Genomic DNA, 14,938 nt, shown 5'->3' with positions numbered 1-14,938 from the left:
CAAGGTTTTGATCGGCCTTAGGCGTCCTAGAAAGACTGGCCGATGCCGGCATAGATGCCGTAGCTGGTGCCGCCCGGATACGGATTGAGCGGCACGGCGACGTCGAGACGGATGGGGCCGAAGGGCGTCAGGTACCGGACGCCGACGCCCGCGCCGGCCTTGATATCCGAAAAATCGGGCGCCGACTTGGCCGAGACCGTGCCGACGTCGACGAAGGGCACGATGCCGATCGTATCGGTGATGCCGATGCGCGCCTCGACCGTCGCATTTACATAGGAGCGGCCGCCGAGCAGGTCGTCGTCGGCGTTGCGCGGGCTGATTTCCTGATAGGAATAGCCGCGCACGGTGCCGCCGCCGCCGAGATAGAAGCGCCGGTTGGCGGGGATATCGACAAGGCCGTCGCCGCCGACGATGGTGCCGGCGCCGAGGCGGGCGGCAAGCACGGTCTTGTTTTCTTCGCCCAGCCCATAATAGCCGGAAATCGAGCCCTCGAAGGAGGAGAAGAAGGTCTGGCCGTCGATCTCGTAGCTCGGCTTGGCATTGATCGAGGCGCGGTAGCCTTCGGTCGGGTTCAGCTTGTTGTCGCGGGTGTCGCGCACATATTCGAAGGGCAGCGCCGCCGTCAGATATTCGTTCTTGCCGAAGGCATCGTCGATATTGGCCCAGCTAAGCTCGACGCCGCCGGAGACCGTATCGGTGTCGGACAATTCGAAGGTGGCGCCGGCCGCGCCTGTGAAAATCGTCGCCTTGTAGGCGTCGGGATCGAGCAGCGAGGCCTTCAGGCTGGCATTGAAGGTGGAGGCGGGACCGAAGGCGCCGGGTTTGGCAAAGAGGATGCCGGCATTGTAATCCAGCGAACTGATGTCGTTTTCGCCGAGCCGGTTCACCGAGCCTTCGACGCGCAGCGATTCGGCCTGGCCGAACAGGTTGCGGTGCCCCCAGTAACCCTGAATGCCGAAGCCGTCCGTGGTCGAATATTGCGCGCCGCCGCCGAAATAGCGGTGCTTGCCTTCGGAGACCTCGATGGTCAGCGGCAGCGAACCGTCCGGCGCCAGCGCCGTCGGCTCCTTGATGGTGATGCTGGCGAAGACACCGAGCGCGCGCAGGCGTTCGTTGGCCTTGCGAATTTCTTCCGGCGAATAGCGGCCGCCGGTGTTGAGGCGGGAATAGTTCGCCACGAATTGCGGATCGACGGTTTGGGTGCCGACGACGGTGACCGTGCCGAAGGGGGCGACGGGGCCGCCTTCGGCTGCGATATCGATATCGACGGTGTTGTTGCTGTGATCGGCGACCGCGGCGCGGTTGGTGAGTTTCGCCAGCGGGCGGCCTTCCGCCTTCAGGTCCTCGACCACCTGCTCGCCGGCCTTGATGATCAGGGTCGAATTGGCCTGCGCGCCGGGGACAAGATCGTAATCGTCCGGGTTCTTGCCGGCTGCATCGCCTTCGAGCGTCACCTTGCCGATGGTGAAGACCGGGCCAGGCGTAACGGAGACCTTGACGGGAATGGGCGCGCCCGCCGGGAAGACCGGGTCCGGCGGCAAGCTATCGATGTCCTGGCCGTTGACGGTGATGCCGATGACGCCGCCATAGCGGGCGTTTTCATAGAGGGCGGCCAGCAGCCGGTCGCGATCGTCGCGGGCGCGGATGACGAGGCCGAGATTGCCGGAGACCGGCTGGTCCTTTTCCTGGAACAGGCGGGAGGCGTTTTCGAGCGCTTCCTTCAGGTCCTCGTCGCTGGTGCCGGTATCGAGATTGAGCGTGTAGTTGACGGGGTCGATGACGTCGTTGGTCTCTTCGTCCTTTTCGAAGAAGGACATGCCGAAGATCTTGAAGGCATGGGCCTCGCGCATCGGGCCGCAGAGCGTCAAAGCCAGAACCGCGAGTGCAGTTCCAGTCTTCCGATACGCATTACTGATCGTCGGCAGACGTTTCCGCATTCCGTCCTTCAGGCTACTCTCAACACAGGCCCGCCGTCATGGCAGGTGCACCATTGCATGACAAGGTTCTCCCTTTGTTAACGGCGGACCCTACACATCTCGACCAGAATGATGAAGCCGCGGAGGCGATTTTATCGAAAAAGCAAGGACGGCTGTGGCCGTGAGGAAACAGAAACCGGCGCTGAAACATGAAACGAAGACCCCTCCCCAACCCTCCCCACAAGGGGGAGGGAGCCGATCGAGCAAGTTTTGGCCTCGGATTTTCAATGCGCGCGATAGCCCCCTCCCCCTTGTGGGGAGGGTTGGGGAGGGGCGTGCTGGCCAGAAACAGAAACCCCGGCCGGGGCCGGGGTTTCAGGGGTTCAAACGTCAAGAATGGGGGCGATCAACGCGGGCAGGCGTCGATGTAGCGGCGGCCGTAGCGGTCGCGGTAGTAGCACTGGCCGGGCTGTTCGGTGACATGGCCGATGACTGCGCCGGAAACGCCGCCGATCGCAGCACCGACGGCCGCACCGCGGACATCCCCTGTGATTGCGCCGCCGATGATGGCGCCGGAAACAGCACCGATGCCGGCGCCCTTTTCCGTCTGCGTGCAGCTCGCGGCAGCCAAGGCAATCAAAACAAGAGCAATGGTTTTCTTCATTTCAGTCTCCAAAAACAGGTGACGCGACGGTTCGCATCCGACCTTTTACCCCCAGGGAAGACGAAACCTTCCGGTCTCATCTCTTATAAGCTTGCAACAGCGAAGGATAATTTGCTGTCCGAGAAAGTCTACAGACGGTTCGCAAGTTTCCTTCCGAAACAAGAGAAGACATCCATGCTGAATGCAGCATGAAGGCGCTGTTCCCCACGTGACAGGATTTGGGTTCCCGGAATCGATTTGCGTGGTTTTGGGAGAAACTGCTCATTTTTTCGCCGGCTTGACCCAAATCAAGAATCCGAGGATTGAATCTGCCTAGATAGTCTGGAATGGTTCAAAAAAACGGGCCATTTGCCGCAGGGGGCCATGCAAACACCCGTTTCGGGTTGACGCCGGGCATGTTTGGATCAAGAAGACGGCCTGGTTCTGGAGACGATGAATGGATTTCGAAAGTTTCTTCAAAGGCGAGCTTGATGGTTTGCATCAGGAAGGCCGTTACCGGGTTTTCGCCGATCTCGAACGCCAGCGCGGGCAATTTCCGAAAGCGTTCCGTTACGATGCCGACGGCAACCGGCAGGATGTGACCGTCTGGTGTTCCAACGATTATCTCGGCATGGGGCAGCATACCAAGGTCGTCGAGGCGATGAAGCAGGCGATCGACGAATGCGGCGCCGGGGCCGGCGGCACCCGCAATATTTCGGGCACCAATCACTATCACGTTCTTCTCGAGCGCGAGCTTGCCGATCTGCACGGCAAGGAATCGGCACTGTTGTTTACCTCCGGCTACGTGTCCAACTGGGCCGCACTCGGAACGCTCTGTTCGAAGATTCCCGGTGTCATCGTCTTCTCCGATGCCGGGAACCACGCTTCGATGATCGAGGGGATCAGGCACTCCAAGTGCGAGCGCGTCATCTTCAAGCACAATTCGGTGGCCGATCTGGAAGCGAAGCTCGCTGCCGCCGATCCGCGGGCGCCGAAGATCGTTGCGTTTGAGAGCGTCTATTCGATGGATGGGGATATCGCGCCGATCAAGGACATCTGCGACGTCGCCGACAAATACGGCGCCATGACCTATCTGGACGAAGTCCATGCCGTCGGCATGTACGGTCCGCGCGGCGGCGGCATTGCCGAGCGCGAAGGGCTGATGCACCGGCTGACCGTCATCGAAGGCACGCTGGGCAAGGCTTTTGGCGTGATGGGCGGCTATATCGCGGCCTCTGCGGCGCTTTGCGATTTCATTCGCTCGTTCGCCTCGGGCTTCATCTTCACGACGGCATTGCCGCCGGCGCTGGCTGCGGGGGCTCTGGCCTCGATCCGGCACCTCAAGGAAAGCCAGGTGGAGCGCTTTGCTCACCAGGAACGGGTGCGCCGTCTGCGCAACCTGCTCGACAAGGCCGGCATTCCGCATATGGCCAATCCGAGCCATATCGTGCCGGTCATGGTCGGCGATGCCGCCAAGTGCAAGTGGATCTCCGACCTGCTGCTCGACAATTGCGGCGTCTATGTCCAGCCGATCAACTATCCGACGGTGCCGAAGAAGACCGAGCGTCTGCGCATCACGCCGACGCCGCTGCACACCGATGCCGATATCGAGCATCTGGTCGGCGCGCTGCACCAGCTCTGGTCGCGCTGTGCGCTGGCTCGGGCTGTGGCTTGAGGTAATTCGGAAGAAGGAACTGACGAAAGGCCGCCTGTTTCGGGCGGCCTTTTGCATTTTCGGGGGATCAGGTCTGGACAAGGCCCCGCACGACGCGAAACACCATGGGAAATGACCGAGGTCCATCGGGCAAGCCGACCAGATAGCCGGCGCGCACGTGCTCTTCGATCGAGCCGCGGGCGTCATCTGAAAGGGCCATCAACAGGCCCGTGACGCTGCCTGGGCCTCGTGTGAACGTCGCCCAATAATCTGCGAAGCATGCGTACTCGCAATCCACGACGACGGGAACCTCCGTTACGTCGACGAGGCCGATCTTGCGCCACAGCGCTGCCTGGCCGCCGGGCCAGAAAAGTTGGCGCCCCGCCCGCAGGGATCTCAAGCCGGCGAAGTCGGCGTCAAGCACGGCGCCGGTGTGGATGACAAGGTCCCAGGCGGGCATGCCGCCAAGGAACTGGGTAACAGCGGAAGCGACCACGCCGCCCGGACGGGTCACACGCTTCATCTCGGCAACGACCTGTTCGATTTCCGGGATAACATCGAGGGCCAGCGTCGAAACGGCTGCATCGAAGACATTGTCGTCGAACCGCATTTGCCGGATATCGCCGTGTTCATAGACGATGTTGAGGTGGGATCGACGGAGGCGGGCTCCTTCCAGATATCCCTCCGAAGCATCGATGCCGATTACATGCGCGCCCGTCTCGGCCAGCGCTTTCGTCAACACGCCTGTCCCGCAGGCGACGTCGAGCACTTTTCCGCCGGCAGCGACATTGGCGCAGTCGAGAAACGGGCTTGCCAGATGTTCGCTCCAGCGCCCCATGAACGTTTCGTAGATATCGGGATCAGCCCAATTGTATCGCAGTTCGGTGTGCATGGTTCGCCATCCTCCCTCGATGAGGGATGGACTTTAACACGCGCATCCGGGTTGCGCCTATCGCGGCCACACCGTGGACTTGATCGGGTGGTCGCTTTCGCATTTTCGGAGGCCCTTTTTGCCGGGCCTGTTATAGTGGGCGTGAAATCCACCGGGGCAGGTCAACCGATGCGCGCTGAGGATTTGGTCGGGATCTGGATCATCGAGTCCTTTCATATCGAGGATTGCGCGACAGGTGTGCGGACTATGCCGTGGGGCGAGCGTCCATCCGGAACGGTGATGTTCGATCCTGAGGGGCGGATGGTCGCGCTGATTACACCGGATGGCCGGTCGCATCCGCAGACCGAGGCTGCGGAGGCGGCGGCCTACCGGTCGATGCTGGCCTATTCGGGTCGATACAGGGTCGATCCGCCCAACCGGCTGGTGACCGTCGTCGATATCGCCTGGTTCGAACCCTGGGTCGGGAGCGAGCAGGTGCGCTATTGCGAGCTTTCCGGCGACGGGCTGACGCTCACGAGCGCCCCCTTGAACATGCCGCAGCAAAATGCGCCGGCCTTTGCCGTGGTGCGCTGGCGGCGGGAAGGGGCGTCGCGGCCGTTTTAGGCGGCTTTTTCCTTTATGGCGATGACGTCGCTTGCTTCGGCGCGAGCCGCTTCGTCGGCGGCGAAGACATCATCCATCGTGGAGGCAGCAGGGATGGAGACGAGGCGGTCCATGACCGTCTCGGCGATATCGGCCATGTCTAGGAAGCCGATGCGGCCGGCGACGAAGGCGTGGAAGGCGGTTTCTTCCGCCGCATTCATGATCGCGCCTTGTAGGCCGCCGCGCTGCATGGCGGTGCGGGCAAGGCGCAACGCCGGGAAGCGTTCCTCGTCGGGGGCTTCGAAATCGAGGCGGGCGAGCTTGGCGAAATCCAGCCGGTCGACATTGAGCGGGGGGCGTTCGGGATAAGTCAGCGCATAGCCGATGGCGGTGCGCATATCCGGGCAGCCGAGCTGGGCGATGACCGAGCCGTCGCGGTAGCCGACCATGGAATGGATGATCGACTGCGGGTGGACGACGACTTCGATCTGCTCGGGATGCACGTCGAAGAGGTGTTTCGCCTCGATCATCTCCAGCGCCTTGTTGAACATCGAGGCGCTGCCGATGGAGATTTTCAGGCCCATCGACCAGTTGGGATGGGCGCGGGCGATTTCGGCGGTGACGCCGGCCATGCGCTCGCGCGTCCAGGTGCGGAAGGGACCGCCGGAGGCGGTGAGCACGATGCGCTCGACGGCATGGCGCTGGTCGTCTTCCAGCGACTGGAAGATGGCGCTGTGTTCGCTGTCGACCGGAATCAGCTGGCCGCCGCCGGCATGGACGGCCGAGACGAAGAGATCGCCGGCCGAGACCAGGCATTCCTTGTTGGCGAGCGCGATATCGGCGCCGCGGCGGGCGGCGGCAAGCGTGGGTGCAAGGCCGGCGGTGCCGACGATGGCGGCCATGACCCAGCCGGCTTCGCGCTCGGCGGCCTCGATCAGGCCGCTGCGGCCGGCGGCAACGGCGATGCCGGTGCCGGCAAGGGCCGATTTGAGATCGTGGTAGCGGGTTTCGTCGGCGGTGACGGCGAGTTCGGCGCCGCTTGCCCTGGCCTGCTCTGCGAGTAGGGCGATGTTGCCGCTGCCGGTGAGGGCTGCGACCTCGAAGCTTTCACGTCCGCCGAGCTGGGAGACGACATCGAGCGTGTTGGTGCCGATCGAGCCGGTGGAGCCCAGAATGGTGATGCGTCGCCTGGCGCCGGATGTCATGGCCAAATCCCGTAGCTGTTTTAGGGAAGGCTCTACAATCGAAAGGCGGCTGCAACAAGGGGCAGGCGCTTGCGCGCAAAGTTTCATGGAAAAGGGCGGGCGCGGCCTGTATGAAAAGCGGGTGCTTCGCACGCAGGATTCGCAGGAGGAAAGCTGGATGAAGGTCGTTGCGCTGATGGCATGCGCCTGCGTGCTGATCGAGGCCGGTGCGCCGCAGACGGTGGCTGCCGATGCCTTCGTTCCCAAGGAGCTTGTCGGCAGCTGGCTTGCGGAGGATATCAATTCCGCCGGGGTGATCGACTATCTGCAGACGACGCTCGAACTCAACGACGACGGCACCTATGGCGGCATGGCCGGGTGCAATCACTTCACCGGCACGTTTACCGTCAACGCCTTCCACATCGCCTTCGGCCCGGCGGCGGCGACGCGAAAACTCTGCGTGCCGGCGGTGATGGATCAGGAGGCGAAGTTCTTCAAGGCGCTGCAGGGCGAGCTGACCTATGAGGTGAAGGACGGCATCCTGAAATTCTACACGCCCGATTTCCATGTTCCCGTACGGTTCGCGCGGCTTGAGACGACGGTCGATCTGACGCTCAGCGTGCCGGCCGGGCCGATCGAGCGCAGCGCGGTCCGTTATGACTGCGCGGGGCTCGCGGTCGATGCCGACTATGTCAATGCCGGAGCGGTTTCGCTGGTGACGCTGACCATGGGGGAGGATGTGGTCGTGGCCGCCAATGTGATCTCCGCCTCGGGCGCGAAATATATGGGCGGCCAATATACCTGGTGGACGAAGGGCGACAATGCGACGCTTTACGATGCTACCAAGGGAGAGAACGACGAGGGCGTGGAGTGCAGGCGGGTTCCGTGAGGACGCCGTTCAGGGCGTGCGCCGCCAGTCGGCGAAACGCGGGATCAGTACGGCCACGATAAGCAACGGCCAGAAAACGCAGGCAAGGATGCCGACCAGCCGCGCCCTGTCCCAACCAGACCGCGCATTGCTGCCTTCGGCGAAAGTGTAGTAGCCGAACCAGAAGGCCATGAAAGCATAAAAAGATTCAAACAGATAAAAAGGCGTCATCGTCTTTGCAGTTCAAAAAGAGAATTTGCAATATTTCAAGGAGGACGAGTGTATCAGGATGGGGCGGTGCCGCAATGGTGATCGCGGTGGGGCGTTTTTATTTTACAAAAGTGATTAACGGCACTATGTTGTTTGCCGGACCTTATTTCATGCAACCCAGCGTAGCGCTTTCTATCCCAATGCGCTTTCGCGCTGCCGGATTTCAGCAGTCGGGAATCTCAGCATGGATTTCGAACAACGCGATGCTTTGCAGGACGACCACAAGCACGACCGGCTCGATGCCCTCGGTTTCGGTTGCGAGGGCCGGCGCGTGACCGTCGATTGCGCCGAATGCCACAAGCCCTTCGAGTGGTGGCAGACGCGGGACGATATCGAGCCGCTCTGCAACGAGTGCCTGTTCAAACTCTGAAGGTAGTGCGTCAGCCGGCCGGGAAAGGGCGCTGGCGACTGACGGCGAGCGCGATTTTTCCCGCAGCAAGGCCGATCATGGCGCCTGCCGCTTTGACCAGCGCATCCGCGAATTGCGGGTGGCGGCTTGGCGAGACATATTGCAACAACTCAATGCCGAAGGCGGCGGCAACAAGAAACAGGCCGAGCGTGAACCAGCGCTGCGGATAGGCAAGCGCGAAGGCGAAGCCGACGAGCGCGAAGGCCGCCGCCCGGTCGAGCGATACCGTCGTCATCGTATGGGGGCGCAGCCCGATCGGCGACACCGTCACGAAAACGATCGCGGCCACCAGCAGCCAGCTCAAAATCTTGAAGAATTGTCTTGTCATGGTCCCGTCATAATAGTGGCGGGGGTGCGTATTGCAATGCACAATGGCATTTTGATAGTGCGGGCGCGATGCCATGCTTTGGCCATGCTGTTGCCGGGTTGGCGAATTATGGCGCGGGCATGCGGATACAAATCTACCATCGCCATACTCTGCGGCCTCCTGTTCTGGTCCGGCGTCGTGCAGGCCGGGCGCAGCGTCTATCGGCATGTCGGGCATGCCGACGCTTTCGACAGGTAGTGGAGGCATAATGTCGGCTCGGGAATTTGGCTGGTGATCCCAGATGGATTCGAACCATCGGCCTCAGGATTAGGAATTTGGTCCCGTCGTTGATTTTATTCCCAGACGTTCCTGAAAATATTCCCGTTCCCGGTTCTGGCCGGGAACGCGGAACGTCAGGTAGTTGACCTGATCACCAGCGCCCCACAACCAACATCGGCCGTGACGAAGGCTGTCGCTGCATGAGTATTGCGGAACCGCACTTTCACGATATCGGCCTCGGCCCAAGTCGCCAAGATGGCAATATTCGCCGGCGGCGCGAGGTTCAGATTGAAGATGACGTGATCCTCGACCAGCGCACCAGGGACCGCAACTGTGGCATCGGCTTCGGCGCCGGCCGCGAGATTGGGAATGGTGATATTGCCGTCGAACTTCAGGTAGTTGGTGATCCGCACGCCAGCCGGTCGGAAACGGGAGCCGAGCATTTTCCCGTCTGGGTCGGCCGGGTTGCTGACATCGTAGACGTAGACCCAATCGTTGTCCGCGAGTTCGGTCACTTCATGGGCGAGATCGGGCAGCTTGGTCATGATCGTTCCCTCAATGAATCTTCAGCCACGCTCGAACGGCGTTGACGGCGATATCTCCGGCCCACGCGACAAGACCGCCGATCGTCAGGCCGGCGAGCGCGATAAGGCCAGATATGCCGACGCCGAGGGTCTTCATTCGTTTCCATTCTTCCAGCGCCGGCGAAACCGTCTCGTGGTTCTCCTGCACCGTCTTCTTCAGCGCAGCGATCTCGTCGCGCAGTTGGGCGTCGACTTCGCCGCTGATCGCTACCGTCGTTTCGAGATGCGCAATCTGCTGCACCTGCTCATCAAGGTGACAATGAATAACCGCGCGGCTTTCATGAGCGCTTTGCTTCTCTTCCTGAAAGTCTTCCCGATCCGGGTAACGCCTTCTTCGACACGGCCAAGAGCGCGCATGATGTCGTCATTCGATGCCAACGGTCTTCAGCCTGTCAGTTCGCGTTCTTCGGAGCGAAGTAGGTCACGACTGCGGGGACAACCGCTGTCACGAGCGCCATCAGCACATAAGCGTACCAGGGCGATCCTTCCGGCAGCACGACGGCGCCTGTGCCCGCACCGGTTAGCGCGCCGCCTACGGTCGCAGCGATGACTTTCGAATATTTTTGCATGGTCTGCCTCTCAACCGTCTTCATAGAGCTTGGATTTCTTGGCCCAATCGCGCCAAGGGTGGAGTTCAAAATGGAGCATGTCCCATGCGTCGGACTTCGTCTTGTCGCCGTCCATGTTCCAGTCGCCGCCCCAACGGAGCGGGATGCCCTTTTCCTTGGCCATCCGCATGACGATCTCGGCAAGCCGGGTGAAGGCCTTGCGGTCGTTCCGGTCATAGGGGAACGGGAAGAGATCAAAAGCGATGGCCGGCACATAGTTATGCGCCGACTGCCCGAACTTCGCTTTGCTTTTGCCGGTCTTATAGGCGCGGGTCTTGGCGTCCCGGCCCCGCTTGCTGTCGAGCACCCGGAAGTCGATTTCCTTGATCGCCTTGTTCGCGATCAACTGCAGATGCGGATGGCATTTCGCAAAGTTCGTGCGCGACGCTACGCCAAAAACGGGCATTGATCATTCCTCTTCGATCTGCGCCGGATAATCGGCTGCAGGTCGAGGAGGCGCAAAGCACAGCGATAGCTATGACGCCATACGGCGTGGTGCTCGTTCAAGCGGGTGTGGAAATACGAGCCGGCTAGGGGTACCCCCTCTCAACCGAAATCAAACATCCCAGGGATCGCCGGCGATAATGGCGAGGATGGTACGCTTCAGGATGCCCCGTTTCTGCAACTCCCGAAACACCTCATGTCCAGCCCCCGGCAATGGCACAACAACAGCATTGGGGTATGCGGGGAGGACGCGGGACGATAAGTAGATGCGGTCCCTTTCGTCATCTAGCGGGTCATAGAATATCACTGGCGCCTTGCTGCTGATTGGGTTCTCGGCAATTATCCCGTGGAGCATTGGGATTTTCGCCCATCTCTTTCGGAATATCACCTTATCAAGGTAGTTTACGGGGCTTGCAGCGATTATCTGCGCATCCACGGCCCCACCGAAATAAATCGCTCCGTATCCACCCAGGCTTGACCCGTAAGCGATGACGCGCTTCCCTCTGCAAGCATCTGATACGACTGTGACGAACTCGGAAAGGCTGAGGGACTGATAGAAGGTGTGCTTCTCCTGCGCCACGTGGATGTGATCGAATCCACTATCGACGAGGAACGGGTACGCAAACGGCGTCGATCCAAGACCGCTGCTAACCGTTCCGAAGGTGAGAACCACCGTATCGGCCGGTTCTTTCTGCTTATAATAGATTACAGAATGGCATGCGTCTCGGTGGGCTAGCGTTCGCACATCAAGCCGCCTCAATGCAGAGAACTCTTTGCGCCGCTTTTTAACCTCGTGTGCAGCGAATTTCTTTTCCGCACGCTCAAGTGTAGCAATAGCGGCTTCAAGATTCCCCGAATTGTTCAGCGCGATAGCGAACTGTATCCAGTCTTTGTAAGAGACATCATGCGCATGCGAGCACGCGACTTTCCATGCTCGCGCTGACGCACCCCAGTTGCCAAGCGCACTTTCCGCCTTCGCTACTTCACGCGCAACATCTAGGCATTTGCCACAGAGAGGCCTCGCCACGCGGGAAAGCGCGGCTGTCCGCGCAAGATCCCCGCGCTCCCTTGCCCCCTTGATCTGGAACGCGACTTTTCGAGTGCGCTCCATAAGAGCTGTACGTAGGGGATAAGCTTGAGCGGGTACGATGAGGTAGGCGAGGGAGAGCAAGTGAAGGTGGAGCATTTTTCATTAAAGCGTTAAGGTTGCGCGCCGCACCGTACCATCAGAACCCTTATAGCGGAAGCGCAGAAGTGTGTTGCTGCTGGCTTGATCGGACGCGCTTTCGACGCTTTTTCGTTCGCCGCAACTGATTGACTATTTTGCTGTCCAGCTCGTGTTTCCGGTGCCAGAAGTCTTAACGATAGTGTTGTCGTGGCACCGCCATTTCAAGGAGCTGGCCGAGGACACCGAAAAGCAGGCCGAGGCCAGAGCGGAGGCGAAGGCAAACGGCATCGAACTCCCGCCCACTCCGGAGCGCCACCGTCGCGCCTACAAGGCAATGCAGTTGCTGCGCATCGTCGTCAGTTTCGGCGTCATGTCGAATGTCCAAGAATGCTTCCCGGCTGAAGAGCATTCTCGAGGAGATGCGGTTTCACGCGCCGCGAGGACGCAAGGAAGCCCTCAGCTTCGCCCAAGCAAAAGCCATCTGCGATCACGCGATCACCAACGGCCGCATATCCATCGCGCTCGCCCAGGGGCTGCAGTTCGAACTGACGCTGCGCCAGGTCGACGTGATAGGCCAATGGGAGAAGGGCGACAACCGGACTGGCGGCGGCATCACGGATCGCGGGCAGCGCTGGCGCGATGGCCTATTGTGGTCGGACATCGACAGCAACGGCATTCTGGTCAAGACGACGAACAAGACCGGCAAAGTCGCCGAGCACGATACTATGCAATATCCGGTCCTTCGCTCAATCATAGACCGTGTGCCGATATCGAAGCGCGTCGGGCCGATGATCAAATGCGAGACCACCGGCCTGCCGTACCTTCGCCGGCACTTCATCGATACATGGCGGGAAATGGCCGATGCCGTCGGCGTTCCGAAATCCGTCTGGAACCGCGACAGCCGCGCCGGGGGCATCACGGAAGGCGGCGACGCGGGTGCCGATATCGAAATGCTTCACCACCATGCGAACCATGAAGATGCCGCTACGACCCAGCTTTATAACCGTGGCACCCTCGGAAAGACGCGTGAAGTGGCCCGGCTGCGAGTTGCTTTCCGGCAGTCGCAGAACGAAGCAAAAACAGGCGAGTAGGAACGTCGCGGGAACGTGGGGAACGGCAGTTTTCGTAAGTGTTTGAAATTGATGGTGATCCCAACTGGATTCGAACCAGTGGCCTCAGGATTAGGAATCCTGCGCTCTTTTTTAACATACTAACATCGTACCACTGAGTACCGATTTGGGCACCCAGTCGTATTGGGGCAGCATGGCCATAGCTGGCCTTGCTGTTCCCCAGCAAACGCTACGAGCGAATGGCCCAGTCAAGGCTTTAAGCGAGGTACGAGCGTGCCTTGACGGGGTCAGGCGGGAGTGGCACAAAAAAATAGAAGCATCCGCGTTAGCGGATACCGCTTAATAGTTTGGCTGCAGCTTTCGATCAATCCGTCGATGAGCGATAGCTTTTTCTGCGCCAGCGTCTCGGGCCAACTGCTCCACGAGGTTTGAACGAGCGACTTCCGCGTCTCCTCGACGTCCCGGCACAAGAACGGCCGCGATTCTTTCTCTTAAGGGTTCATGGAGGCTTTCGACCTCCATCGTCTTGCCCCGAGCCTCCGCTTCAGTTCGCGGACGCGACCTTCAGGCTTCTTCACATCAGATTGCAGAGAACCGCTTCGGCAGAATAGACCGCTACAACATTTCCCTGGTTTAAGAGACTGCGCCACCGGCAAAGCAGATTGAGTGCAAAACCATAGCGGCAAGCTCTGCACGGTACCGTCTCGTCTGTTGGGAACACCGTCAACGAAGGTGCACTCTTCAGCGGAAGAGAATAAGAAACGGCAAGGAGTTCTGGTTATGCCACCTCACGCTGGCATGTGTTTGAAGCAGGAGGTTATCTAACGTCCTGCTGATCCATCAGGCACCAGGTTTGGTTACACCCAAGGAATTCTCGCTGTACCCCGCTGCGATAAGGAGTTCTAATAGAAAATCGAAAGGAAATCTTTTTATACTGGGGATAGCAAAGGAAATATCAGAAAATCAATTAGTCGGAATTAATTGCGAAGAATTCCTTTGGTAATATCCAAGAATAAATGTCCAAAAAAAGTGTTGTACATGATGCGATGATGTACTAGCGTCCTCGCGAATCTTCCGATGTGGGGATTTGATTTATGGCGGGAGGCCCGCGCTGCTACGCTGGCCCCCGATATCTGTCGTCTACCTGATGTTGGAGAAACCGATATGCCGTTATAATTAGCCATTTCTCTTTAATTTATCAACGGCAAGACGGCCACCAAGGGCAACCATACTTTGCGCACTGTCGTGAGGGTGGCAGAAAGCCCAGTCCCTGTTTTAGCCATGTTAAATCTGCGTTTGGGGTTCGGTTTGCCGCCGCCGCCTCGCGAGAACGTGTCAGCGCGTGGGAGCATGACCAATGCGTACTGTACAACTGTGCGAAATCGACAAGTTTGTGCTCTATCTCAGGCCTTGGAGGAAAATATCAGGAGAGCCATCTAAAGCGTTTCGCGATCATCTAGATTCCCTCATTTGCTTTAGGTTTCTGATTTTACGCATGTCTCTTCGCAAAACTGCTGCACACTTTTGCGTAACCCGCTCCGGGTCTGCCAGTCGTGTACCGGACGTCGTGGCTCACATTTGCGCGTCTCCGTACTTATTCCTGTCGGATAAGCAGACTAAGCCCGTCTCCGTGCGGCCACGGCGCATAAGGAAGTGCACCCCATGAGAAAGCGGGCTGACGCTCTACAGCATGTGGCAATCCATCACTCTATCCGGAAGGAGGACCATCGCCTTTTTGGCGGTGAGACCTCTGTTTTATTCGTGAGACACGGGAGCGGTTCCATGGCTCCCTACCAGCCTCTCGTTGACTTTAGTCACTCGCACTCTGGGCAAAGCGACGCGACTCGTCGCCCCTCTGTGCGTAGCGTTGGCCTTCTGTACGATTATTCTATTCAGACCCGAAACAGCTACCTGGAACGGTTTGGGGATGAGTGGTGCAATCGGTGGAGTGAACCGCCCCGGCTTTGCCGGAGACCCCAACTCGTGAGAAGTAGGGTCTATGACAAGCAAAACGACGAACAAATTTTCTCCTGAAGTCCGCGTCCGCGCCGTTCGGATGG

15 protein-coding genes, 1 tRNA gene and 1 pseudogene are annotated in these 14,938 nt (G+C 59.7%); 5 read left to right on the top strand and 12 right to left on the bottom strand.

Going from position 1 to position 14,938, the window contains the following annotated elements; genetic code table 11:
* Nucleotides 1-26 precede the first annotated feature (26 nt).
* Both ASC86_RS16280 and ASC86_RS16275 read right to left on the bottom strand, forming a co-directional pair.
* On the bottom strand, nt 27-1,937 hold the full coding sequence (locus ASC86_RS16280; RefSeq protein WP_082510260.1) for an autotransporter assembly complex family protein: 1,911 nt from the start codon (nt 1,935-1,937) through the stop codon (nt 27-29).
* Between the two features lie 385 nt (nt 1,938-2,322).
* Complete coding sequence (locus tag ASC86_RS16275; protein ID WP_056323353.1) at nt 2,323-2,580, bottom strand: glycine zipper domain-containing protein; 258 nt, start codon at nt 2,578-2,580, stop codon at nt 2,323-2,325.
* A 436-nt stretch (nt 2,581-3,016) separates the two neighbouring features.
* Here ASC86_RS16275 and hemA point away from each other — a divergent pair, with 436 nt between their 5' ends.
* Nucleotides 3,017-4,234 carry a 5-aminolevulinate synthase gene (hemA, locus tag ASC86_RS16270; protein ID WP_056323352.1) on the top strand — a complete coding sequence of 406 codons (1,218 nt, stop codon included), beginning with the start codon at nt 3,017-3,019 and terminating at the stop codon, nt 4,232-4,234.
* A gap of 67 nt (nt 4,235-4,301) precedes the next feature.
* Here hemA and ASC86_RS16265 read toward each other — a convergent pair whose 3' ends face one another.
* On the bottom strand, nt 4,302-5,105 hold the full coding sequence (locus tag ASC86_RS16265) for a class I SAM-dependent methyltransferase (RefSeq protein WP_056323349.1): 804 nt from the start codon (nt 5,103-5,105) through the stop codon (nt 4,302-4,304).
* On the opposite strand from ASC86_RS16265, the gene ASC86_RS27060 reads away from it, so the two are divergent.
* Nucleotides 5,031-5,708 carry a lipocalin-like domain-containing protein gene (locus ASC86_RS27060; RefSeq protein ID WP_082510284.1) on the top strand — a complete coding sequence of 226 codons (678 nt, stop codon included), beginning with the start codon at nt 5,031-5,033 and terminating at the stop codon, nt 5,706-5,708. The two genes, ASC86_RS16265 and ASC86_RS27060, sit on opposite strands and share 75 nt — an antisense overlap.
* Here the strand turns inward: ASC86_RS27060 and dxr are convergent.
* On the bottom strand, nt 5,705-6,892 hold the full coding sequence (gene dxr / locus ASC86_RS16255) for a 1-deoxy-D-xylulose-5-phosphate reductoisomerase (RefSeq protein WP_056323344.1): 1,188 nt from the start codon (nt 6,890-6,892) through the stop codon (nt 5,705-5,707). The genes ASC86_RS27060 and dxr overlap by 4 nt on opposite strands.
* A gap of 85 nt (nt 6,893-6,977) precedes the next feature.
* Between dxr and ASC86_RS16250 the strand changes: the two genes are divergently transcribed.
* A complete protein-coding gene (locus tag ASC86_RS16250; RefSeq protein WP_244477633.1) occupies nt 6,978-7,760 on the top strand; it encodes an META domain-containing protein in 783 nt (260 codons plus the stop codon).
* A 9-nt stretch (nt 7,761-7,769) separates the two neighbouring features.
* On the opposite strand, the gene ASC86_RS16245 is transcribed toward ASC86_RS16250, so the two are convergent.
* The gene (locus ASC86_RS16245) at nt 7,770-7,970 is read right to left on the bottom strand and encodes a hypothetical protein (protein ID WP_056323341.1); all 201 of its coding nucleotides are present in this window, start codon (nt 7,968-7,970) and stop codon (nt 7,770-7,772) included.
* A 223-nt stretch (nt 7,971-8,193) separates the two neighbouring features.
* On the opposite strand from ASC86_RS16245, the gene ASC86_RS16240 reads away from it, so the two are divergent.
* Nucleotides 8,194-8,379: a hypothetical protein gene (locus ASC86_RS16240; protein ID WP_056323338.1), complete on the top strand. Its 186-nt coding sequence runs from the start codon at nt 8,194-8,196 to the stop codon at nt 8,377-8,379.
* A 10-nt stretch (nt 8,380-8,389) separates the two neighbouring features.
* Here ASC86_RS16240 and ASC86_RS26690 read toward each other — a convergent pair whose 3' ends face one another.
* The 6 genes and pseudogenes from ASC86_RS26690 to ASC86_RS16215 form a co-directional block, all read right to left on the bottom strand.
* Nucleotides 8,390-8,962 carry a VanZ family protein gene (locus ASC86_RS26690; RefSeq protein ID WP_244477632.1) on the bottom strand — a complete coding sequence of 191 codons (573 nt, stop codon included), beginning with the start codon at nt 8,960-8,962 and terminating at the stop codon, nt 8,390-8,392.
* Nucleotides 8,963-9,138: 176 nt separating this feature from the next.
* On the bottom strand, nt 9,139-9,549 hold the full coding sequence (locus tag ASC86_RS16230; protein WP_056323334.1) for a hypothetical protein: 411 nt from the start codon (nt 9,547-9,549) through the stop codon (nt 9,139-9,141).
* A gap of 10 nt (nt 9,550-9,559) precedes the next feature.
* Nucleotides 9,560-9,966, bottom strand: a pseudogene (locus ASC86_RS16225) (DUF1515 domain-containing protein).
* Nucleotides 9,967-9,980: 14 nt separating this feature from the next.
* Nucleotides 9,981-10,157 (bottom strand): hypothetical protein, encoded by a 177-nt coding sequence (locus ASC86_RS26270; RefSeq protein ID WP_200943828.1) that lies wholly within the window; start codon nt 10,155-10,157, stop codon nt 9,981-9,983.
* Between the two features lie 10 nt (nt 10,158-10,167).
* A complete protein-coding gene (locus tag ASC86_RS16220; protein WP_056323331.1) occupies nt 10,168-10,602 on the bottom strand; it encodes a M15 family metallopeptidase in 435 nt (144 codons plus the stop codon).
* Between the two features lie 150 nt (nt 10,603-10,752).
* Nucleotides 10,753-11,826, bottom strand: coding sequence for a hypothetical protein (locus ASC86_RS16215; RefSeq protein WP_056323328.1), 1,074 nt, complete (start codon nt 11,824-11,826; stop codon nt 10,753-10,755).
* Nucleotides 11,827-12,185: 359 nt separating this feature from the next.
* Between ASC86_RS16215 and ASC86_RS16205 the strand changes: the two genes are divergently transcribed.
* Nucleotides 12,186-12,899 carry a hypothetical protein gene (locus tag ASC86_RS16205; protein WP_156387090.1) on the top strand — a complete coding sequence of 238 codons (714 nt, stop codon included), beginning with the start codon at nt 12,186-12,188 and terminating at the stop codon, nt 12,897-12,899.
* Between the two features lie 52 nt (nt 12,900-12,951).
* Here the strand turns inward: ASC86_RS16205 and ASC86_RS16200 are convergent.
* Nucleotides 12,952-13,040 (bottom strand) — tRNA-Arg (locus ASC86_RS16200).
* Between the last annotated feature and the right edge of the window lie 1,898 nt (nt 13,041-14,938).

The organism is Rhizobium sp. Root1212 (assembly GCF_001424985.1).
Classification (GTDB): Bacteria; Pseudomonadota; Alphaproteobacteria; order Rhizobiales; family Rhizobiaceae; genus Pararhizobium.
This window is presented reverse-complemented; position numbering and strand designations above follow the sequence as displayed.